General features: G+C 72.3%; 18 protein-coding genes and 1 pseudogene. 17 read left to right on the forward strand and 2 right to left on the reverse strand.

Annotation, left to right across the window (positions count from 1 at the left end; translation table 11 throughout):
• Window positions 1–45 precede the first annotated feature (45 nt).
• From AV521_RS11430 to AV521_RS11495, 14 genes and pseudogenes are all read left to right on the forward strand, one after another.
• Window positions 46–246, forward strand: a complete 201-nt coding sequence (locus AV521_RS11430; protein WP_076087185.1) for an SCO3870 family protein — start codon at window positions 46–48, stop codon at window positions 244–246.
• A gap of 137 nt (window positions 247–383) precedes the next feature.
• A complete protein-coding gene (locus AV521_RS11435) occupies window positions 384–1,163 on the forward strand; it encodes a metallophosphoesterase (protein ID WP_076087187.1) in 780 nt (259 codons plus the stop codon).
• Window positions 1,123–1,887 (forward strand): annotated as a pseudogene (locus AV521_RS11440) (ATP-binding cassette domain-containing protein); the annotation flags it as partial. The gene AV521_RS11435 and the pseudogene AV521_RS11440, both read left to right, overlap by 41 nt.
• Window positions 1,888–1,966: 79 nt before the next feature.
• On the forward strand, window positions 1,967–2,932 hold the full coding sequence (locus AV521_RS11445; RefSeq protein WP_076087189.1) for a DMT family transporter: 966 nt from the start codon (window positions 1,967–1,969) through the stop codon (window positions 2,930–2,932).
• Between the two features lie 60 nt (window positions 2,933–2,992).
• Window positions 2,993–4,723, forward strand: a complete 1,731-nt coding sequence (locus tag AV521_RS11450) for an NAD-dependent malic enzyme (RefSeq protein WP_076087190.1) — start codon at window positions 2,993–2,995, stop codon at window positions 4,721–4,723.
• 91 nt (window positions 4,724–4,814) lie between these two features.
• Window positions 4,815–5,609, forward strand: a complete 795-nt coding sequence (locus AV521_RS11455) for a TIGR03084 family metal-binding protein (RefSeq protein WP_076087192.1) — start codon at window positions 4,815–4,817, stop codon at window positions 5,607–5,609.
• Window positions 5,606–7,285 carry an acyclic terpene utilization AtuA family protein gene (locus AV521_RS11460; RefSeq protein ID WP_076087194.1) on the forward strand — a complete coding sequence of 560 codons (1,680 nt, stop codon included), beginning with the start codon at window positions 5,606–5,608 and terminating at the stop codon, window positions 7,283–7,285. The genes AV521_RS11455 and AV521_RS11460 overlap by 4 nt, the downstream gene beginning before the upstream one ends.
• Window positions 7,282–8,889 carry an acyl-CoA carboxylase subunit beta gene (locus AV521_RS11465; RefSeq protein ID WP_076087197.1) on the forward strand — a complete coding sequence of 536 codons (1,608 nt, stop codon included), beginning with the start codon at window positions 7,282–7,284 and terminating at the stop codon, window positions 8,887–8,889. Before AV521_RS11460 ends, AV521_RS11465 begins: the two co-directional genes overlap by 4 nt.
• A 5-nt stretch (window positions 8,890–8,894) precedes the next feature.
• Complete coding sequence (locus AV521_RS11470; RefSeq protein WP_076087199.1) at window positions 8,895–10,742, forward strand: biotin carboxylase N-terminal domain-containing protein; 1,848 nt, start codon at window positions 8,895–8,897, stop codon at window positions 10,740–10,742.
• A 7-nt stretch (window positions 10,743–10,749) separates the two neighbouring features.
• The gene (locus AV521_RS11475) at window positions 10,750–11,910 is read left to right on the forward strand and encodes an acyl-CoA dehydrogenase family protein (RefSeq protein ID WP_076087200.1); all 1,161 of its coding nucleotides are present in this window, start codon (window positions 10,750–10,752) and stop codon (window positions 11,908–11,910) included.
• 29 nt (window positions 11,911–11,939) lie between these two features.
• Window positions 11,940–13,511, forward strand: coding sequence for a 4-coumarate--CoA ligase family protein (locus AV521_RS11480; RefSeq protein ID WP_076087202.1), 1,572 nt, complete (start codon window positions 11,940–11,942; stop codon window positions 13,509–13,511).
• Window positions 13,512–13,539: 28 nt separating this feature from the next.
• Window positions 13,540–14,277 carry an enoyl-CoA hydratase family protein gene (locus AV521_RS11485; protein WP_076087204.1) on the forward strand — a complete coding sequence of 246 codons (738 nt, stop codon included), beginning with the start codon at window positions 13,540–13,542 and terminating at the stop codon, window positions 14,275–14,277.
• A 4-nt stretch (window positions 14,278–14,281) separates the two neighbouring features.
• Window positions 14,282–14,923: a TetR/AcrR family transcriptional regulator gene (locus AV521_RS11490; protein WP_076087206.1), complete on the forward strand. Its 642-nt coding sequence runs from the start codon at window positions 14,282–14,284 to the stop codon at window positions 14,921–14,923.
• Window positions 14,924–15,162: 239 nt separating this feature from the next.
• Window positions 15,163–16,200, forward strand: coding sequence for an isopenicillin N synthase family oxygenase (locus tag AV521_RS11495; protein WP_076087208.1), 1,038 nt, complete (start codon window positions 15,163–15,165; stop codon window positions 16,198–16,200).
• A gap of 98 nt (window positions 16,201–16,298) precedes the next feature.
• Here AV521_RS11495 and AV521_RS11500 read toward each other — a convergent pair whose 3' ends face one another.
• Window positions 16,299–17,399 carry a citrate synthase 2 gene (locus tag AV521_RS11500; protein ID WP_179023011.1) on the reverse strand — a complete coding sequence of 367 codons (1,101 nt, stop codon included), beginning with the start codon at window positions 17,397–17,399 and terminating at the stop codon, window positions 16,299–16,301.
• 219 nt (window positions 17,400–17,618) lie between these two features.
• Between AV521_RS11500 and pdxH the strand changes: the two genes are divergently transcribed.
• From pdxH to AV521_RS11515, 3 genes are all read left to right on the forward strand, one after another.
• Entirely contained in the window at window positions 17,619–18,305 is a 687-nt protein-coding gene (pdxH, locus tag AV521_RS11505) for a pyridoxamine 5'-phosphate oxidase (protein ID WP_076087210.1), read from the forward strand.
• A 321-nt stretch (window positions 18,306–18,626) separates the two neighbouring features.
• Window positions 18,627–19,085, forward strand: coding sequence for a GNAT family N-acetyltransferase (locus AV521_RS11510; protein WP_076087212.1), 459 nt, complete (start codon window positions 18,627–18,629; stop codon window positions 19,083–19,085).
• 125 nt (window positions 19,086–19,210) lie between these two features.
• On the forward strand, window positions 19,211–20,650 hold the full coding sequence (locus AV521_RS11515; protein ID WP_076087466.1) for a PAS domain-containing protein: 1,440 nt from the start codon (window positions 19,211–19,213) through the stop codon (window positions 20,648–20,650).
• A gap of 101 nt (window positions 20,651–20,751) precedes the next feature.
• Here AV521_RS11515 and AV521_RS11520 read toward each other — a convergent pair whose 3' ends face one another.
• Window positions 20,752–21,507, reverse strand: a complete 756-nt coding sequence (locus tag AV521_RS11520; RefSeq protein ID WP_076087214.1) for an SIS domain-containing protein — start codon at window positions 21,505–21,507, stop codon at window positions 20,752–20,754.
• Between the last annotated feature and the right edge of the window lie 177 nt (window positions 21,508–21,684).

Below are 21,684 nucleotides of genomic sequence, written 5' to 3' on the forward strand. Positions count from 1 at the left end.
AGACTCGGTAGCGACCAGTCGTCTCGCAGCTCGGGGGTACTACCCATGGCAAAGGTCCCGTTCGTCTCCTTGTCCGCCGCGATCGCGGCGCTCGGCACGGTTCTCGCGTTCCTCGCGGTCCAGCTCCGCGCGGACGGCTATGAGCCGTACGTCGAATCCGTGGCCACCGCCAGCGTCGTGATGTTCGTCACCGCGGCTCTCGTTGTCGTGACGTGGGTCCGTGACGGTCGGCGGCACTCGAACTGAGCACGCCGACGAAAGCGGCTGCGGGCGTCAGGGGTGCCTCTGACGCCCGCAGCCGCTTTCGGAGCGGGCCGGGGCACGTCGCGGGCCCGGGGGGGATGCCGGCGCAGGCGCTGGAAAAATAAGCAGGGGGTGCTGAAGTGACGGTGGAACACACGCGCTTGGCGGTCCTGTCCGACATTCACGGGGTGCTGCCCGCCCTGGAGGCGGTCCTCGCGGAGCCGGAGGTGGCCGCCGCCGACCGGATCGTCCTCACCGGCGACATCACGGCGGGCCCCCAGCCGGCCGAGGTGCTGGACCTGCTGCGGAACCAGGGCGAGAAGGTGCTGTGGCTGGCGGGGAACGCCGACCGGGAGCTGGTGGAGTACCGGCGTGGCGGGCGGACCGGGATCCCCGACCCCATCGGCCCGTTCGCGGCCCGGCAACTCCGCGACGACCAGGTGGACTTCCTCGCCGGCCTGCCCCGCACGCTCACCCTGCGCGTCCGCGGCCTCGGCACGGTCCTGTTCTGCCACGCCACCCCGCGCGACGACGAAGAACTGGTCCTCGTGGACTCCCGCCCCGACCGCTGGGCGGAGGTCTTCACCGGCCTCGACCCCGGCATCGGCACGGTCGTCTGCGGCCACACCCACATGCCCTACGTCCGCCTCGCGCACGGCCGCCTGGTGGTCAACCCGGGCAGCGTCGGCATGCCCTACGGCCGCCCCGGCGCCCACTGGTGTCTCCTCGGTCCCGGCGCCGACCTGCGCATGACGCCGTACGACATACCGGCGGCCGTCGCCCGGCTCACCGCGGAGTGCGCCTACCCGGACATCGCCGAGTGGGCCGACTATTTCTTGTACGCCCGGGCGACGGACGCCGAGGTGCTGGCGGCGTGGGGGCCGAAGGCTGCGGGACTACCCGCTGGCCCGCCTGCGTGAGTACGTCACACTGCTTCCCCAGGAAACCCTGGTGCTGCACGACACAGTGCGCGCCAACATCGCCTGCGGCCGGCCCGGCGCCAGCGACCAGGCGATCGAGGAGGCGGCGCGGGCGGCCGACGCCCACGACTTCATCGTCCGCCTCCCCGACGGCTACGACACCAGGGTCGACCCCAACTCGGCCCGCCTGTCCGGCGGTCAGCTGCAGCGCCTGGCCATCGCCCGCGCCATCCTGCGCGACGCCCCCGTCCTCGTCCTGGACGAGCCGACGACCGGCCTGGACGCGATGGCCGCCCGCCGCGTCGTCAAACCCCTGCGCCGTCTGATGACGGGCCGTACGACCATCATGATCACTCATCATCTCAACCTCGCCCCCGACGCCGACCGCATCGTCGTCGTGGACCGGGGCCGGATCGTGGAGACCGGCCGCCATGACGAACTCCTCGCCCGGGGCGGCGCGTACGCACGGCTGCACCGCTCGCAGAACAACGCCGTGACGGACACGGGTGAGCTGCGCATGCCGCTGTGGGAGGAGGCACAGGTGCCGGCGCCGGTCCCGGCTCCCGCGTACGGCCACGGACCGGGATCCGGGCCGTACACACCCGGGGAGACCTGGGCCCGGCCCGCCTACGGGCCCGCCTACGAGTCGTTCGGGGACGTGCCCTCCTACCTCCCTGACGGCCGCCCCCTGTTCCGTGACGAGGAAGTCTGGCCGGGGATCTGATCCCACCATGCGGGACAGCTGTCTAAAGGGTTCACGCTCCTGTCGAAGTCCATTACCCTGGACCTGGTAGTCCATCGAGATGAACGAACCCGATCAAGCACCAGGACCGCCCGTGACCGTCACCCCCAGCACCGCCACGCCGCCCCAGGTCACGCCCGCAGGAGGGCAGCACCGCCTCGGCTCACTCGGCCCGGTGGGCCTGGTGCTGGCCGGCGGTATCTCGGTCCAGTTCGGTGGCGCCCTCGCGGTGACCCTGATCCCCCGGGCCGGCGCCCTGGGTGTCGTCGCCCTCCGCCTCCTCGCGGCGGCCCTGGTCCTCCTCCTGGTCTGCCGCCCCCGGCTGCGCGGCCACTCGCGCGCCGACTGGGGCACGGTGCTCGCCTTCGGCGTCGCGATGGGCGCGATGAACGGCCTCTTCTACTCGGCGGTCGCCCGTATCCCGCTGGGCCCGGCGGTCACCCTGGAGGTCCTCGGTCCGCTGGCCCTGTCCGTCCTGGCCTCCCGCCGTGCGGTCAACGCGGTGTGGGCGGGTCTGGCCCTGCTCGGTGTGTTCCTGCTGGGCGGCGGAGGCTTCGGCAACCTCGACCCCACAGGTGTCGCATTCGCCCTGGGCGCCGGCGCCATGTGGGCCATCTACATAGTCTTCAGCGCCCGTACGGGTCGCCGCTTCCCGCAGGCGGACGGCCTGGCCCTCGCCATGGCGGTGGCGGCGCTGCTGTTCCTCCCCATCGGCATGGCCTCGGCAGGCACCCGCCTTCTGAACCCCACCACCCTCGCCCTCGGTTCGGCGGTGGCCCTGCTCTCCTCGGTCCTGCCCTACACCCTTGAACTCCTCGCCCTGCGCCGCCTCCCCGCCTCCACCTTCGCCATCCTGATGAGCCTCGAACCGGCGGTGGCGGCAACAGCCGGCTTCCTCGTCCTCGGCCAGTCCCTGTCCCCGACGGAGGCCGCCGCGATCGCCCTGGTCATCGCGGCGAGTATCGGCGCGGTACGCACCCAGGTGGGCCGGGGCAAGGCCCGGGTGGAACCGGCACCGGAGGCCTGACGGTCCCGGCCCGCGGTCTCACGCCGAGAACCCGTACGGGGTTTGTGGAAGTCTGGTCCCGTGACCGGCAACAGGGACACCACCCCCCGTCCGCTGAAGATCACCGCCCGGGGCCGGGCCGTACTCGCCGACCCCCGGATCAATCGCGGTACGGCGTTCACCGAGGTCCAGCGCCGCGAGCTGGACCTCGTCGGCCTCATCCCGCCGCGCGTGCTCACCCAGGACGAGCAGGCCGAGCGCGCCTACGGGCAGTTCCGGCAGCAGCCGAGCGATCTGGCCAAGAGCGTGTATCTGACCGCCCTGCACGACCGCAACGAGGTGCTGTTCTACCGGCTGGTCGGCGATCACCTCGAAGAGATGCTGCCCATCGTCTACACGCCCACCGTGGGCACCGCGATCCGCCGCTACAGCACCGAGTTCCGCCGCCCGCGCGGCGTCTATCTCTCCGTGGACGCCCCCGAGGACATCGAGCGCTCCCTGCGCGCGAGCGGCCTCGGCGCCGACGACGTCGACCTGATCGTGGCCACCGACGGCGAGGGCATCCTCGGCATCGGCGACTGGGGCGTGGGCGGCATCGACATCGCCGTCGGCAAGCTCGCCGTCTACACGGCCGCCGCCGGCATCGACCCGCGCCGCACGCTGCCGGTCATGCTCGACGTCGGCACCAACCGCGAGGAACTCCTCGACAACCCGCTCTACCTCGGCAACCGTCACCCCCGCGCCGACCGCGAGAGGTACGACGCCTTCCTCGACGCCTACGTCACCACCGCGACCCGGCTCTTCCCGGACGCCCTGCTGCACTGGGAGGACTTCGGCCCCGGCAACGCCCGCCGCGTCCTCAACCGGTACCGCGACCGGGTGTGCACCTTCAACGACGACATCCAGGGCACGGGCGCCGTCAATCTCGCCGCCGTGCTGTCGGGTGTGCTGGCCGCCGGTGTGCCGCTGCCCGAACACCGGATCGTGGTCTTCGGCGCGGGCACGGCCGGTATCGGCGTCGCCGACCAGCTGCGGGACGCCCTGGTGGCCGAAGGTCTCACCACCGAACAGGCCACCGCGCGCTTCTGGTGCGTCGACCGCTACGGGCTGCTCACCACCGACCAGGGCGACAGGCTCCGCGACTTCCAGCAGCCCTATGCCCGCCCCGCCGCCGAGGCCGACGGCTGGGCCCGCGACGACGGCCTGCCGGGCATCCCCCTCGACGAGGTGGTCCGGAGGGTCCGTCCGAGCATCCTCATCGGCACCTCCGGCCAGGGCGGCGCCTTCACCGAGAGCATCGTCCGCGAGATGGCCGGGCACACCGCGCGCCCGATCATCCTGCCCATGTCCAATCCCACCGACCTCGCCGAGGCCACCCCCGCCGACCTGCTCGACTGGACGGACGGGAAGGCGCTCGTGGCCACCGGCAGCCCCTTCGCACCGGTCGAGCGGGACGGTACGACGTACGAGATCGGACAGGCCAACAACGCCCTGGTCTTCCCCGGTCTCGGCCTCGGCGCGATCGTCGCCCGTGCCTCCCGCGTCACCGACCGCATGCTCCGCGCGGCGGCGGACGCGGTGGCCCGTCGCACCGGTGACCGGACCGGCGACGGGGACGACATCGCCCGGCCGAACACGCCGGTCCTCCCACCGATCCGCGATCTGCGCGACACGTCGCAGGCGGTCGCCGTGGCCGTGGCCCGCGCGGCGGCGGAGGACGGCGTCGCCCGCGCCGCCGGCCTGGACGATGCCGAGGCGGCGGTGTGTGCGGCGCGCTGGGAGCCGGTGTATCCGCCGGTGGAAGCGGTGTGACGGACGGCGAGGGCGCCGCCGTGACCCTGATGTCTGCCAAATTAATGCAAGCACGCTTGATTGTTTCTGGCCCCGCTGCCATGCTCCCCCCATGGCCGACCCGACGCCCGTCATCGACGACCTGCGTGCCGAGAGCGAGGAACTCGCCCTGTTCGTGGCTGAGTTGAGCCCCGAACAGTGGGCATTGCCCACCCCCGCGCCCGGCTGGACCGTAGCCCACCAGATCGCGCACCTCGCCTGGACCGACCGCTCGGCCCTGCTCGCCGTCACCGACGCGGACGCCTTCCGGGTGCTGGTCGAGAAGGCGCTCACCGCCCCCGACTCGTTCGTGGACGAGGGCGCGGCGGACGGCGCCCGGCTTGCGCCCGCCGAGTTGCTGCGGACATGGCGTGAAGGACGCGAAGCCCTCGACCGGGCACTGCGTGCCGCACCGCCCGGTGCCCGTTTCCCCTGGTACGGACCGCCCATGTCCGCCGCCTCCATGGCCACCGCTCGCCTTATGGAGACCTGGGCCCACGGCTTGGACATCGCCGATGCGCTGAGTGCGGTCCGCGCACCCACCGACCGGCTCAAGCATGTGGCCCGGCTCGGGGTCCGTACCCGCGACTTCGCCTACACCGTCCACGGGAGCACACCCCCCGCCGAAGAGTTCCGTGTGGAACTCACCTCTCCCTCCGGTGAGTTGTGGGTGTACGGCCCCGAAGGCGCCGCGCAGCGCGTCACCGGCCCCGCCCTCGACTTCTGCCTCCTCGTCACCCAGCGCGCCCATCGCGTCGACCTCGCCCTGACCGCCGTCGGCCCGGACGCCGACCACTGGCTGGACATCGCGCAGGCCTTCGCGGGCCCGCCCGGTGCCGGCCGCGCGCCGCAAGGGGCCGAGCGGTGAGAGCGGCGCTGCGCATCGGCAACTTCTCCGGCTTCTACGGCGACCGCTTCGACGCCCTGCGCGAGATGCTCACCGGCGGCGAACTCGACGTCCTCACCGGCGACTACCTCGCCGAACTCACCATGCTGATCCTCGCCCGCGACCGGCTGAAGGACCCCCGCGCCGGATACGCCCGCACCTTCCTGCGCCAGCTGGAGGACTGCCTCGGCCTCGCCCACGAGCGCGGGGTGAAGATCGTCACCAATGCCGGAGGGCTCAATCCGGCCGGACTGGCCACCGGTGTGAGGGAGTTGGCCGACCGGCTCGGCATCCCGGTCGAGGTCGCGCACGTCGAGGGCGGCGACCTCACCGCCGCCCATCCCGGCGCGCTCGCCGCCCACGCCTACCTCGGCGGCTTCGGCATCGCCGAGTGCCTGCGCGCCGGTGCGGACGTCGTCGTCACCGGGCGTGTGACCGACGCGGCCCTCGTCACCGGGCCGGCCGCCGCCCACTTCGGCTGGCGGCCCAGGGAGTACGGCCGGCTCGCCGGCGCCGTCGTCGCCGGACATGTGCTGGAGTGCGGGACGCAGGCCACCGGCGGGAACTACGCGTTCTTCCGGGAGGGCGACGTGCGCCGGCCTGGTTTCCCGCTCGCCGAGATCCACGCCGACGGCAGCAGCGTCATCACCAAGCATCCCGGCACGGGCGGCCTGGTCGACGTCGGCACGGTCACCGCGCAGCTGCTCTACGAGACCGGCGGCGGCCGGTACGCCGGGCCCGACGTCACCGCCCGGCTGGACACCGTACGACTGAGTCAGGACGGGCCGGACCGGGTGCGGATCGAGGGGGTGCGCGGCGAGGCGCCGCCGCCGACGCTGAAGGTCGGTCTCAACCGGCTCGGCGGCTTCCGCAACGAGGTCGCCTTCGTCCTCACCGGACTCGACATCGAGGCCAAGGCCGGCCTCGTGCAGGCACAGCTGACCGACGCGCTCGCCAAGTCACGGCCCGCCGAGGTCCGTTGGGAGCTGGTCCGTACCGACCGGGCGGACGCCGACACCGAGGAGACCGCGAGCGCCCTGCTGCGGCTCGTCGTACGGGACGCGGACGAACGGCTCGTCGGACGCGCGCTGAGCGGAGCGGCCGTGGAGCTGGCGCTGGCCAGCTACCCGGGCTTCCATGTGCTGTCCCCACCCGGAAAGGGCGCCCCCTATGGGGTCTTCGAGGATGTGTACGTCCCCCATGGCGACGTAGACCATATGGCCGTCCTCCACGACGGACGCCGTATCCCTATGGAGCCGCCCCAGGACACCCGGCCCCTGGACGCCGTACCGGAACCGGCCCTCCCGGACCCGCTCCCCTCCGGCCCGACCCGGCGCGCGCCCCTCGGGCTGGTCGCCGGGGCCCGCAGCGGGGACAAGGGCGGGAACGCCAACGTCGGCGTGTGGGCTCGTACCGACGAGGCCTGGCGGTGGCTCGCGCAGGCGCTGACCGCCGAAAGGTTCCGCCAGCTGATCCCCGAGAGCCGGGACCTGCCCGTCACCCGGCACCTGTTGCCGAACCTGCGCGCGGTCAACTTCGTCGTCCAGGGCATCCTCGGCGCGGGCGTCGCCGCGCAGGCCCGCTTCGACCCGCAGGCCAAGGCCCTCGGCGAATGGCTGCGCTCCCGCCACCTGGACATCCCGGAGGCCCTGCTGTGACCACCCTGACCTCGGCCCTGGATCCGGGCAGCCCCGACCACCGCGCTCACCGCGAGGCCATGCTCGCCAAGCTCGCCGAACTCGACGCCGAACACGCCAAGGCACTCGCGGGCGGCGGCGAGAAGTACGTCCAACGGCACCGCGAGCGCGGCAAGTTGCTCGCCCGCGAGCGGATCGAGCTGCTCCTCGACCCGGACACGCCGTTCCTTGAGCTGTCCCCGCTCGCCGCCTGGGGCAGCGACTACACCGTCGGCGCCTCGCTCGTCACCGGCATCGGGGTGGTCGAGGGCGTGGAGTGCCTGATCACGGCCAACGACCCAACCGTACGCGGCGGCGCGAGCAACCCGTGGAGCCTGAAGAAGGCCCTGCGCGCCAACGACATCGCCCTCGCCAACCGCCTCCCCTGCATCAGCCTGGTGGAGTCCGGCGGCGCCGACCTGCCGTCCCAGAAGGAGATCTTCATCCCGGGCGGCGCCATCTTCCGCGACCTCACCCGCCTCTCCGCCGCCGGCATCCCCACCATCGCCGTCGTCTTCGGCAACTCCACCGCCGGCGGCGCCTACATCCCCGGCATGTCCGACCACGTGATCATGGTCAAGGAGCGCGCGAAGGTGTTCCTCGGCGGGCCGCCGCTCGTGAAGATGGCCACCGGCGAGGAGAGCGACGACGAGTCCCTGGGCGGCGCGGAGATGCACGCGCGCGTGTCGGGCCTCGCCGACTACTTCGCCGTCGACGAGCCGGACGCGCTACGGCAGGCGCGCCGGGTGGTCGCCCGCCTCAACCACCGCAAGGCGTACGACGATCCGGGCCCGGCGGCCCCGCCCAAGTACGACCCGGAGGAACTGCTCGGCATCGTCCCGGGCGATCTGAAGATCCCCTTCGACCCCCGCGAGGTCGTCGCCCGGATCGTGGACGCCTCCGACTTCGACGAGTTCAAGCCGCTGTACGGGACCAGCCTGGTGACCGGCTGGGCGCGCCTGCACGGCTACCCGGTCGGCATCCTGGCGAACGCCCAGGGGGTGCTCTTCAGCGCCGAGTCGCAGAAGGCCGCCCAGTTCATCCAGCTCGCCAACCAGCGCGACATCCCGCTGCTCTTCCTGCACAACACCACCGGTTACATGGTCGGCAAGGAGTACGAGCAGGGCGGGATCATCAAGCACGGCTCGATGATGATCAACGCGGTCGGCAACAGCCGGGTGCCGCATCTGTCGGTGCTGATGGGCGCGTCGTACGGCGCCGGGCACTACGGCATGTGCGGCCGCGCCTACGACCCCCGCTTCCTGTTCGCCTGGCCCAGCGCCAAGTCCGCCGTCATGGGCCCGCAGCAGCTCGCCGGGGTGCTGTCCATCGTCGCCCGCCAGTCGGCGGCGGCGAAGGGACAGCCGTACGACGAAAAGGCTGCGGACGCGGACGCCGCCCTGCGCGCCATGGTGGAGCAGCAGATCGAGTCCGAGTCGCTGCCGATGTTCCTGTCCGGGCGGCTGTACGACGACGGCGTCATCGACCCCCGCGACACCCGCACCGTCCTCGGCCTGTGCCTGTCCGCGATCCACACCGCGCCCTACGAAGGCGCGCGCGGTGGCTTCGGCGTCTTCCGGATGTGAGGTCCATGATCCAGACTCTGTTGGTCGCCAACCGCGGCGAGATCGCCTGCCGGATCATCCGCACCTGCCGTGAGTTGGGAATCCGGACGGTCGCCGTGCGCTCGGACGCGGACGAGAACGTGCTCCACGCGCGCGTGGCCGACACGGCGGTACGGCTGCCGGGCGTGGCGCCCGCCGAGACGTATCTGCGCGGCGACCTGATCGTGAAGGCGGCCCTGGCCGCCGGCGCGGACGCCGTGCACCCCGGGTACGGCTTCCTCTCCGAGAACCCCGACTTCGCCCGTGCCGTCCTCGACGCCGGTCTGATCTGGATCGGCCCGCCTCCGGAGGCCATCGAGGCGATGGCGTCCAAGACCCACGCGAAGGACCTGTTGGGGATCGCGCCCCTCACGGACGTCACCGAGGCCGACCTGCCGGTGCTGGTGAAGGCGGCCGCGGGCGGCGGGGGGCGCGGAATGCGGATCGTGCGCCGCATGGAGGAGCTGAGCCCCGCGCTGAAGAGCGCGCGCGCCGAGGCCGCGAGTGCCTTCGGCGACGGCGAGGTCTTCGTGGAGCGGTATCTGGAGCACGGCCGCCATGTCGAGGTGCAGGTCCTCGCCGACACCCACGGCACGATCTGGACGCTCGGCACCCGCGACTGCTCCCTCCAGCGCCGCCACCAGAAGGTCATCGAGGAGGCCCCGGCGCCCGGAATCTCCGAGGCGCTCACGAGCGACATGCTCGCGCTGGCCGTACAGGCCGTGTGCGCCGTCGCCTACGAGGGCGCCGGCACCGTCGAGTTCCTGGTCGCCGACGGCCGCGCGCACTTCCTGGAGATGAACACCAGGCTCCAGGTCGAACACCCCGTCACGGAGGCGGTGTTCGGCATCGACCTGGTCGCCGAACAGATCCGCGTCGCCGAGGGCCACGCCCTCGAAAAGGACCCGCCACGCGCGCGTGGCCACGCGATCGAGGCCCGCCTGTACGCCGAGGACCCCGCCCACGACTGGGCCCCGCAGGCCGGCACCCTGCACCACCTCGCCGTACCGGACGGCGTGCGCCTCGACACCGGCTACACCGGCGGCGACCCCGTCGGCGTCCACTACGACCCGATGCTGGCCAAGGTCGTCGCCCACGCGCCGACCCGCGCGGAGGCGCTCCGCAAGCTGGCGGGCGCCCTGGAACGAGCGGAACTGCGCGGCCCGCTCACCAACCGGGACCTGCTCGTGCGCTCCCTGCGCCACGAGGAGTTCACAAGCGGCCGTATGGACACCGGCTTCTACGACCGCCACCTCGACGAACTCACCGAGTCCGCCCCCGACCCCCTCGCCCCGCTGGCCGCCGCCCTCGCCGACGCCCACGGCCGCTCCCGCTTCGGCGGCTGGCGCAACCTGCCCGCGCGGCCGCAGGTCAAGCGGTACGAGCTGGCGGGGGAGGAGCACGAGGTGCGCTACCGGCACACGCGCACCGGGCTCAGCGCCGAGGGGGTCCGGGTCGTACACGCCGACGCGCATCTGGTCGTAGTCGAAGTGGACGGTGTGGAACGGAAGTTCGCGGTCGCACGCCACGGTGACCAGGTCTACGTCAACTCAGCCCGCCTCACCGCCCTGCCCCGCTTCCCCGACCCCACCGCCCAGCACGCCCCTGGCTCGCTGCTCGCACCGATGCCGGGCACGGTCGTACGCGTCGCCGAGGACCTGACGGAAGGGGCGACGGTTCAGGCCGGCCAGGGACTCATATGGCTGGAGGCGATGAAGATGCAGCACCAGATCTCAGCGCCGGTCACCGGAACGCTCAGCGCCTTGCATGCCAAGGCGGGGCAGCAGGTCGAACCGGGCATGTTGCTCGCCGTAGTGCAGGAAACCTCTTCCTAGGAGCCCCATGACCGCCGTCATCGAATCCGAAGAGCACAAAGCCCTCCGCACCGCCGTAGCCGCCCTCGGCAAACGCTTCGGCCGCGACTACCTGACGCGAACCGTCGCCGAAGGAAGGCCCCTCACCGAACTCTGGTCCGAGGCGGGCAAACTCGGCTACCTCGGCGTCAACCTCCCGGAGGAACACGGAGGCGGAGGCGGCGGCATCACCGAACTCTCCATCGTCCTGGAGGAGTTGGGTGCGGCGGGCTCCCCCCTCCTCATGCTCGTCGTGTCCCCGGCCATCTGCGGCACCGTGATCTCCCGCTTCGGCACAGAGGCCCAAAAGCAGACGTGGCTCCCCGGCATCGCCGACGGCACCCGCCTCATGGCCTTCGGTATCACCGAACCCGACGCGGGCTCCAACAGCCACCGCATCACCACCACAGCCCGCCGCGACGGCACCGACTGGCTCCTCACCGGCCGCAAGGTCTTCATCTCCGGTGTCGACATCGCGGACGCCGTCCTCGTCGTCGGCCGTACCGAGGACGCCCGCACCGGACGCCTCAAGCCCTGCCTGTTCATCGTCCCGACGGACGCCGAGGGCTTCCAGAAGCGCCCCATCGACATGGAACTCAACGCCGCCGAGAAGCAGTTCGAGCTGGTCCTGGACGACGTACGGCTGCCCGCCGACGCGCTGGTCGGCGACGAGGACGCCGGTCTGCTGCAGCTGTTCGCCGGACTGAACCCCGAGCGCATCATGACGGCGGCCTTCGCGATCGGCATGGGCCGCTACGCGCTGTCCAAGGCGATCGAGTACGCCCGCGACCGCACCGTCTGGAAGACGCCCATCGGCGCCCACCAGGCGATAGCCCACCCCCTGGCGCAGGCGCACATCGACCTCGAACTGGCCCGGCTGATGATGCAGAAGGCCGCCCATCTCTACGACGCCGGCGACGACATCGGCGCGGGCGAGGCCGCCAACATGGCCAAGTACGCGGCCGGAGAGGCCTGCGTGAAGGCCGTCGACCAGGCCGTGCACACCCTCGGCGGCAACGGGCTCACGCGCGAGTTCGGGCTCGCCTCGTTGATAACGGCGGCGCGTGTGGCTCGTATTGCTCCGGTGAGCCGGGAGATGATTCTCAACTACGTCTCCCACCAGACCCTGGGCCTGCCCAAGTCGTACTAGGCCACCACCGGCAGCCGCTTGGAGGAACCGTGTTCCGCAGCGAGTACGCAGATGTCCCGCCCGTAGAACTCCCCATCCACGAGGCCGTCCTGGGCCACGCCGCCGACTTCGGCGAGCGCCCGGCCCTGATCGACGGCACGGACGGCACCACACTCACGTACGCGCAGGTGAACCGGTTCCACCGGCGCATCTCCGCCGGTCTCGCCGACGCGGGCGTCCGCAAGGGCGACGTCCTCGCCCTGCACAGCCCCAACACGATCGCCTTTCCGGCCGCGTTCTACGCGGCCACGCGCGCGGGTGCCTCGGTCACCACGGTCCACCCGCTCGCCACGCCCGAGGAGTTCGCCAAACAGCTGGGCGACAGCGGCGCCCGCTGGATCGTCACCGTCTCACCCCTGCTGGGGACGGCCCGCCGCGCCGCCGAACTCGCGGGCGGGGTGAAGGAGATATTCGTCTGCGACAGCGCGTCCGGGCACCGGTCGCTGATCGACATGCTCGCCACCACCGCGCCCGAGCCGCAGCACGCCTTCGACCCGGCCGAGGACATCGCCGCGCTGCCGTACTCCTCCGGCACCACCGGCGTCCCCAAGGGCGTGATGCTCACCCACCGGCAGATCGCCACCAATCTCGCCCAGCTGGAGCCCGCCGTCACCATGGCACCCGGCGAGCGCATCCTGGCCGTGCTGCCGTTCTTCCACATCTACGGTCTGACCGCGCTGATGAACGCGCCGCTGCGCAAGGGCGCCACGATCGTCGTCCTGCCCCGCTTCGACCTGGAGACCTTCCTCGCGTCCATCGAGAACCACCGCATCACCGGCCTGTACGTCGCACCGCCGATCGTCCTCGCCCTCGCCAAACACCCGGCGGTCACCCGCTACGACCTCTCCTCCCTGAAGTACGTCCTCAGCGCCGCCGCCCCGCTGGACGCCCAGCTCGCCCGGGCCTGCGCCGAGCGGCTCGGCCTGCCCCCGATCGGCCAGGCCTACGGCATGACGGAACTGTCCCCCGGCACCCATGTCGTCCCCCTCGACCGCTTGCACGACGCCCCCGCCGGCACCGTCGGCAGGCTCGTCGCCGGCACCGAGATGCGGATCGTGTCCCTGGACGACCCCGGCAAGGACCTCGGCACCGGTGAGTCCGGCGAGATCCTGATCCGCGGCCCCCAGGTGATGAAGGGCTACCTCGGCCGCCCCGACGCCACCGCCGCCATGATCGACGCCGACGGCTGGCTGCACACGGGCGACGTCGGGCACGTGGACGCCGACGGCTGGCTGTTCGTCGTGGACCGGGTGAAGGAACTCATCAAGTACAAGGGCTTCCAGGTGGCCCCCGCCGAGCTGGAGGCCCTGCTGCTCACCCACCCCGGCATCGCCGACGCCGCCGTCATCGGCAGCTACAACGAAGACGGCAACGAAGTCCCGCACGCCTTCGTCGTCCGCCGGCGCGAGGCCGCCGACGACCTCACCGAGAACGAGATCCTCCTCTACGTCGCCGAGCGGGTCGCCCCCTACAAGCGCGTCCGCCGGATCACCTTCATCGACACCGTCCCGCGCGCCGCCTCCGGCAAGATCCTGCGCCGCCGGCTCAGGGAGCGCGCATGACCGTACCGACGCCGCTCAGGGAGCACACGTGAGCACACTGATCGGCCGCACACGCGCGCGTGCCGTCGAAACCCTCAGCCTCGACGCGACCGACACCCGCAACGCGCTCTCGGCGGCCCTCGTCGGCGACCTCGCCAAGGCCCTGGCCGACTGCGCCGAGGACCCGGAGGTCCGGGCCGTCGTCCTCACCCACACCGGCACCACCTTCAGCGCGGGCGCCGACCTGCGCGACCCTCCCGACCCGGACGTGCTGGTTGCCCTGCTCCGGCAGATCGTGGAGCTGCCCAAACCGGTCGTCGCCCGGGTCACCGGCCACGTCCGCGCCGGCGGCCTGGGCCTCCTGGCGGCCTGCGACATGGCGGCCGCCTCCACCGCGGCCACCTTCGCCTTCACCGAGGTCCGCATCGGGGTCGCCCCGGCGGTGATCTCCCTGCCGCTCCTCCCGCGCACCGACCCCCGCGCCCTGGCCCGCTACTACCTCACCGGCGAACGCTTCGCCCCGGCGGAAGCCGTACGGCTCGGCCTGCTCACGACGACCGCCGACGATGTGGACGAGGCCCTCGCCCCGATCCTCGACGGACTGCGCCGCTCCTCCCCACAGGCCCTGGCCGAGACGAAACGGCTGCTCACGGCTAGGGTGCTGGAAACATTCGACCGGGACGCGGCGGACCTGACCGCCCTCTCGGCCCGGCTGTTCGCCTCCGGCCAGGCCCGGGAGGGGATGACGGCCTTCCTGGAGAGACGGGACGCGGCATGGGTGGTGTGACCGGATGAGCACGACGGCGGAACGCGGCCGCGCGGCCGAGGAACGTGACCGTGCGCCCAGGGAGCGGGACCGCGCGCCCAAGCAGGACCGCAGCCGGGCCACCCGGCAGCGGCTCCTGGAGGCCGCCGTGGCCTGCCTGGCCGAACACGGCTGGGCGGGCTCCACCGTCGCCGTCGTCGCCGAACGCGCCGGGGTCTCGCGCGGCGCCGCCCAGCACCACTTCCCGACCCGCGAGGACCTGTTCACGGCCGCCGTCGAGTACGTCGCCGAGGAGCGCTCCACCGCGCTTCGGGCGCTCTTCCCGGGCGGCCCCGCCGACCGCCGGGCCGTCGTCGCGGCCCTCGTCGACCTCTACACCGGCCCCCTCTTCCGCGCCGCCCTGCACCTGTGGGTCGCCGCCTCCAACGAGGACCAGCTCCGCGCGCGTGTCACCGAGCTGGAGGCGCGCGTCGGCCGCGAGACCCACCGCATCGCCGTCGACCTCCTCGGCGCCGACGAGTCCCGCCCCGGCGTCCGCGAGACCGTCCAGGGCCTGCTCGACATGGCCCGCGGCCTCGGCCTCGCCAACCTGCTCACCGACGACACCGCCCGCCGCGCACGAGTCGTCGCCCAGTGGGCCGACCTGCTGGACCAGACGCTCGGCTGAGGGCGGGTTCTGAGCCGGTGGAGCGGGCCACATCCGTATCCGGTGGGGCGCAGTACCCTTGCCGCATGCTTCCGATGCTCGTTCGCCGCCGCCACGTGGACTACGTGCGCGTCACGAGCATGGGCTGTCGGCTTTCGGCCTGATTCAGCCCCCTTTTTCTCCCCCTTCTTACGGCATCCTGGGCGCCGCCCTACCCTCGGCGGCCTGCCCGTGGCCCACACACCCCTGTGGACGCACCCATGACTTCGCACACCCCGACGGCGACCCCGTCGTACGACCAGCTCCCCATCATCGACCTGTCGGCCGCCGACCGCGGCCCCCAGGCCCGCTCCCTGCTCCACGCCCAGCTGCACAGCGCCGCGCACGACGTCGGCTTCTTCCAGCTCGTCGGACACGGCGTGACCCCGGCCGAGACCGACGCGCTGCTCACCGCCATGCGCGCCTTCTTCGCCCTCCCCGAGGCCGAGCGGCTCGCCCTCGACAACGTGAACTCCCCGCACTTCCGCGGCTACACGCGTACCGGCGACGAACGCACCGCCGGTGCCCGCGACTGGCGCGACCAGCTCGACATAGGCGCCGAACGCCCTGCGCGCGTGCCCGGCCCCGGCGAGCCCCCGTACTGGTGGCTGCAGGGCCCCAACCAGTGGCCCGCCGCCCTCCCCGAGCTGCGCACCGCGGCCCTGACCTGGATCGACAGACTCAGCGCGGTCGCAGAGCGCCTCCTGCGCGAACTCCTGACCGCGATCGGCGCCCCCGCCGACTTCTACGCCCCGATCTTCGGCGACCGGGCCCATCCGCACCTCAAGCTCGTCCGCTACCCCGGCAGCGCGGGCGACGGCACCGACCAGGGTGTGGGCGCCCACAAGGACTACGGCTTCCTGACCCTGCTGCTTCAGGACACGGTCGGCGGCCTCCAGGTGCACCGCGAGGACGGCCGCTTCCACGACGTCCCGCCCCTCGACGGCGCCTTCGTGGTCAACCTCGGCGAACTCCTGGAGGTCGCCACCGACGGCTACCTCCTCGCCACCAACCACCGCGTGGTCAGCCCAGCCGGAGCGACGGAACGCTTCTCGGTCCCGTTCTTCTACAACCCCCGCCTGGACGCCCGCATAGCCCCCCTGCCCTTCCCCCACGCCGGCGAGGCTCCCGGCATCACGACCGACCCGGCGAACCCCCTGTACGCCGAGTACGGCTACAACGAACTCAAGGGCAAGCTCAGGGCGCACCCGCTGGTGGCGGAGAGGCACCACGGCAACCTGCTGACACCGGCGGCGTGAAATCCCGAGGGGCGCGGGGCCGGATCGACATGCGGCTCCGCCGCCTGGGCGCGAGAAGCCACATCGCCCGCAGCCGCCCGCGCTCCTCAGACACCCCTTCAGTGGGCGATATCGGCATACCCCTCGACGTCCTGCGGACCGCGCACCCCCGGCCCCACATACCGAGCCGACGGCCGCACCAGCCTTCCCGTCCGCTTCTGCTCAAGAATGTGCGCCGACCACCCAGCGGTACGCGCACACGTGAACATCGAAGTGAACATGTGCGCCGGCACCTCAGCGAAGTCCAGCATGATCGCCGCCCAGAACTCCACGTTCGTGGCAAGCACCCGATCCGGCCGACGGTTGTGCAGCTCCTCCAGCGCGGCCTTCTCCAACGCCTCGGCGATCTCGAAGCGAGGCGCCCCCAGCTCACGCGCCGTACGCCGCAGCACCCGCGCCCGCGGATCCTCGGCCCGGTACACCCGGTGCCCGAACCCCATCAGCCGCTCACCCCGGTCCAGGGCCTGCCTGACGTACGCCTCCGCGTCCCCGGTCCGCTCGATCTCCTCGATCATCCCGAGCACCCGCGACGGCGCACCCCCGTGCAGCGGTCCGGACATGGCCCCCACCGCGCCCGACAGCGCGGCGGCGACATCGGCGCCGGTGGAGGCGATGACCCGCGCCGTGAACGTCGACGCGTTCATGCCGTGCTCGGCGGCGGACGTCCAGTACGCGTCCACGGCCGCGACATGCTTGGGGTCCGGCTCCCCCCGCCACCGGATCATGAACCGCTCGACGACCGACTTCGCCTTGTCGATCTCCCGCTGCGGCACCATCGGCATCGCCTGCCCGCGCGCGGACTGGGCGACGTACGACAGCGCCATCACGGCGGCCCGCGCGAGATCGTCCCGCGCCTGGCGCTCGTCGATGTCGAGCAGCGGCTTCAGCCCCCACACCGGCGCCAGCATGGCGAGCGCCGACTGCACGTCCACCCGGATGTCCCCGGAGTGCACCGGGATCGGGAACGGCTCGGCGGGCGGCAGACCGGGGTTGAAGGCGCCGTCGACCAGCAGCCCCCACACGTTCCCGAACGAGACGTGCCCGACCAGGTCCTCGATGTCGACGCCCCGGTAGCGCAGGGCGCCGCCCTCCTTGTCCGGCTCGGCGATCTCCGTCTCGAACGCGACGACTCCCTCGAGTCCGGGTACGAAATCGGACATCAGGCGGCTCCTAGTGATGTGGTGGGGGCGGTCACCCCGGTGATGCCCCGATCGGCCGGTGGTCACCCAAATCGCAGGGGAACCAGCACGATAACCCCCGGTGCCAGACCTGGGGAGCCCCCACGGCACTGAGTGCCAGCCCTGTTCGTACGCTGTGCGACGTCGCTTCGGCCGATATGACCTGCACGGGAGGGGTGGCCGGTACGGCAAGATGACCGCGTGACCGACCGCGACCCGCTCCTGGACCCCGAACTCGATCCCGCCGCCATGCGCAAGCAGTACCGGGCGGAGGGCCTCGCCGAACAGGACCTCGCCAGCCACCCCATGGACCAGTTCGCCCGCTGGTTCGAGGACGCCGCCCGGGCGGCGCTGCACGGCACGGTGTACGAACCCAACGCGATGGTCGTCTCCACGGCGGACGCGGCCGGCCGCCCCAGCTCGCGCACCGTCCTGATGAAGCAGTTCGACACCGACGGCTTCGTCTTCTTCACCAACTACGGCTCCCGCAAGGCCCGTGACCTCGCCGAGAACCCGCACGTCGCCCTGCTCTTCCCCTGGCACCCGCTCGCCCGCCAGGTCATCGTCACCGGCACCGCCCGCCGCACCGGCCGCGACGAGACCGCCGCCTACTTCCGCATCCGCCCGCACGGCTCCCAGCTGGGCGCCTGGGCCAGCGCCCAGTCCTCGGTGATCGCCTCCCGCGCCGAACTCGACGCGGCCTACGCCGACCTGGAGGCCCGCTATCCCGAGGGCGAACAGGTCCCGGTCCCACCGCACTGGGGCGGCTTCCGCATCACCCCGGAGACCGTCGAGTTCTGGCAGGGCCGCGAGAACCGGCTCCACGACCGGCTGCGCTACGTCACCCAGCCGGGCGGCCGCTGGAAGGCGGAGCGCCTGAGCCCCTGAGCCCCTTGAGCTCCCTGAACCCGTTGAGACCCCTGAGACGCAGACGACCCGCGAGCTCGGGTCCTCCGCCTGTCGGCGGAGAAGCCGGCCGGACGTGCCGGCGAGCTCGCGGGTCGGGTGACTGCTTGGGATTGGGCCGGCTGCACGCGTCTGTCACGTGCTGGTCCGGCACCGCACTGGATGTGGTGGCGGACCGCTAGCCCGCAGCCACCTCACGCGTCCGGTATTCATACATCTGCCGAACCACCTCCCTTCTCGTGTACCCCACACCCTAGGAAGCCGACGGAAGCGGCTCAACTGTTTTTCGATACGTTTCCCGGCATGACCGAACTCAGGATCGTGACCGTCGACGGCGAGGCGATGCTGGAGCAGTGGCGGTACGTCCACAACGTGACCGTTCCGCCGGCGGCCATGTCCCCGGCCGAGGCGAGGGAGCGCAGTGCGCGGTACCGGCTGCGGAACGCCTATCTGGGGGACGTGCTCGTCGGATGTTCCACCGTGCGGCCGCCGGCCGGCGAGGAGGGCGTGGCGACCGTCATCGCGCGCGTGCTGCCCGGGTTCCGGGGCCGGGGGTTCGGGACCGCGCTCTACGAGAACGGGCTGTCGCACGCGCGCGTGCTGGGTGCCGAGGTGATCGAGACGTGTGTGCTGGCGGTGAACGAGGACGGGCTGCGGTTCGCCGAGCGGCGGGGGTTCAGGGAGATCGACCGGTATGTGCTGGGCGGGGAGCGGGACGAGTGGGTGGACCTGCGGCTCGCGCCGGCCGCTACGGGGCATTGATTCCTGCAATCTTGTGGGAACAGGATGTGGGCTGGGTCACGTTCCAGTTGAATGAAGGCCAGTGAGAGGCCAATGAGCGAGCCGTGCGCCGGATGCGCGGCCGACGCAGCCTGCAGGGGGTCCAGGTGAGTGCTTCCCGGCGGAGTGGGACCACTGAAGAGCTGGGGCCGGACGATCCCGGTGAACCCAGTGAATCCGGGGGGTCCGATCTGCTCGCCGCGCTGCTCGACGGCATGGACGCGGCTTTGTGCGCGTTCGACGCCGACGGGGTCGTCACGCACTGGAACCGGGAGGCCGAGCGGATCCTCGGCTGGACGGCCGCCGAGGCGGTCGGGCGGCACGGGTTCGCGGGGTGGGCGGTGCGCAGCGCCGACGCCGAGGAGGTGCAGTCCCGGCTGATGTCGGCGATGCACGCGACCGGCCGGCAGGTGCACGAGTTCGCGCTGGTCACGAAGGACGGCGGCCGGGTGCTCGTGCGCACCCAGTCCGCCGCCGTACGAGGCCCCGACGGCAAGCCCGCCGGGCTCTACTGCGCGTTCAGCGAGGTGCACGCGCAGATCGATCTGGAGCGGTCGATCGCGCTGAGCGAGGCGCTGTTCGAGGACGCCGCCTGGGGCGTCGTCCTCATCGACGCCGATCTGCGGCCCGCCGTCGTCAACGCGCACGCGGCCCGGGTCCTCGGCATCGGGCGTACGTCCGCGCTGGGCCGGCCGCTCGGCGAGCTGCTCGCGCAGGGCGTGGAGGAGCTGGAGGCCGCGCTCACCCATGTGCTGGCCGAGGGCGCGCCGCCCGCGCCCGCCGAGATGTGGGTGAGCCTGCGCACCGCGGAGGGCGAGAAACGGCGCTGCTGGCGGAGCGGGTTCGTACGGCTGGCCTCGCCGCTCGCGGAGGAACCGGTGCCGCTCGGCGTCGGCTGGCTGTTCCAGGACGTCACCGAGGCCAAGCAGACCGAGCAGGAGGCGGCCCTGCTGCGGTTCCGCACCAACCAGCTGCACCGTGCCGCGCGGGCCGCCGCCGAGTGCGAGGACCCGGCCGAGGCGGCCACCGTCCACCTGGACTTCGCGCTCGCCGGCTTCGCCGACCACGCGTTGATCGACCGGCTGGTGCCCGCCCCGAGGGCACAGGCACGCGAAGACGAGCGCGAGGAGCGGGCCGAGGCCACCGTACGGCTCGTCCGGCTGGCCGCGACGCCCGCAGGCGCGCCCGGGCCGAGCCTGCTCACGGGGGCGGCCGGGCTGCCCGTGCGCTACGAGACGGGGCATCCGGCGCTGCAGTGCGTCGAGCGGGCCGGTGCCGTGCGCGCGGACGCCGGGTCGGTCCCGGCGGAACAGGCGCGGGAGTGGGCGCTCGCCCGGCAGTGGCCCGGCGACGCGGTGCACGCCCTGTGCGCGGTGCTGCGCAGCCGGGGGCGGACGCTGGGCGTGGTGACCTTTCTGCGCGGTTCCGGCCGGCACCGCTTCGAGCGGATCGACACGGCCTACGCGGAGGACGTGGCGGTCCGCATCGCCGCGGCGATGGACCTGGCGGCCGCGGTTCGAGACGACAACGGGCCCAGGGGAGCCTAGGGCCTGCACGCTCGCCGCGTTGCCGAATCGCCTACGTGCTCCCGCGCTCGGCTCCGCTGGGCCCGCCCTCCGGGCGGACGACGGGAACCGGCGGACAGGCCCTAGTGCCGGTAGAAGATCCGGTCGCCGTACTCCCGCAGCACGCGGTCGTTCCACTCGTGGCCGCCGTCGACGTTGCCGGAGCGCAGCAGCGGGGGTTCGATGCCGCGGTCGGCGAGGGTGGCGGCGGTGGTCGCCATGACGGCCTGCAGCAGGGCGGTGGTGACGACCGTGGAGGCGGGCGCGAAGGGCGCCGGGATGGTGTCGAGGGTGAGCTCGGCGTCGCCGACCGCGATCTTCGAGTCCAGCACGATGTCGCAGTGGTCCTTCAGGAAGGTGCCGGAGGAGTGCCGGGACCTGGTCTGCGAGGCGTAGGCCACCGAGGTGACGCCGATGACCTTCAGGCCGAGGGCGCGGGCGCCCCGGGCCATCTCCACGGGCAGGGCGTTGCGGCCGGACAGGGAGATGATCACGAGGGCGTCGCCGGAGCGGACCGGTGAGGTGTCCAGGACGGCGCTCGCGAGGCCGTCGACGCGTTCGAGGGCGGAGCCGAGGGTGGCCGGAATGACGTCGACGCCGAGGACGCCCGGGACGGCGAGCAGGTTCATCAGGGCGAGGCCGCCGGCCCGGTAGACGACGTCCTGTGCGGCCAGCGAGGAGTGCCCGGCGCCGAAGGCGAACAGGCGGCCACCGTCGGCGACGGTGTCGGCGAGCAGGGTGCCGGCCGCGGCGATCGCCTCGGCCTCCTCCTCACGGACCCGCCGCAGCAGGTCGATGGCGGCGTCGAAGAACAGGTCGGCAGGCGTGCCGTCGCTCATGCGGTGCCCCTTCGCAACGTCTGTGTCGCGGATCACCGTGCGGTCTGGACCAGTGCGGTGTCAATACGGCGCCCAGCCGGCCGACGGCGCTGCAGTTGCCTCCATTTCTTCCGCGGCCCCCGCTTGTCGGTGGGATCCGGCAGAATTGGTGCCAGGGCCAGCGCACGCGCCGGGCTG

The sequence above is a fragment of the Streptomyces sp. IMTB 2501 genome, assembly GCF_001953885.1.
Taxonomy (GTDB): domain Bacteria; phylum Actinomycetota; class Actinomycetes; order Streptomycetales; family Streptomycetaceae; genus Streptomyces.

What these genes read in the sequence shown, in the direction of transcription:
- AV521_RS11430 (WP_076087185.1), top strand. Translation starts at nt 46, where the DNA reads ATGGCAAAGGTCCCGTTCGTCTCCTTGTCCGCCGCGATCGCGGCGCTC.
- AV521_RS11445 (WP_076087189.1), top strand. Translation starts at nt 1,967, where the DNA reads ATGAACGAACCCGATCAAGCACCAGGACCGCCCGTGACCGTCACCCCC.
- AV521_RS11455 (WP_076087192.1), top strand. Translation starts at nt 4,815, where the DNA reads ATGGCCGACCCGACGCCCGTCATCGACGACCTGCGTGCCGAGAGCGAG.
- AV521_RS11470 (WP_076087199.1), top strand. Translation starts at nt 8,895, where the DNA reads ATGATCCAGACTCTGTTGGTCGCCAACCGCGGCGAGATCGCCTGCCGG.
- AV521_RS11475 (WP_076087200.1), top strand. Translation starts at nt 10,750, where the DNA reads ATGACCGCCGTCATCGAATCCGAAGAGCACAAAGCCCTCCGCACCGCC.
- AV521_RS11490 (WP_076087206.1), top strand. Translation starts at nt 14,282, where the DNA reads ATGAGCACGACGGCGGAACGCGGCCGCGCGGCCGAGGAACGTGACCGT.
- AV521_RS11495 (WP_076087208.1), top strand. Translation starts at nt 15,163, where the DNA reads ATGACTTCGCACACCCCGACGGCGACCCCGTCGTACGACCAGCTCCCC.
- AV521_RS11500 (WP_179023011.1), bottom strand. Translation starts at nt 17,399, where the DNA reads ATGTCCGATTTCGTACCCGGACTCGAGGGAGTCGTCGCGTTCGAGACG.
- AV521_RS11510 (WP_076087212.1), top strand. Translation starts at nt 18,627, where the DNA reads ATGACCGAACTCAGGATCGTGACCGTCGACGGCGAGGCGATGCTGGAG.
- AV521_RS11520 (WP_076087214.1), bottom strand. Translation starts at nt 21,507, where the DNA reads ATGAGCGACGGCACGCCTGCCGACCTGTTCTTCGACGCCGCCATCGAC.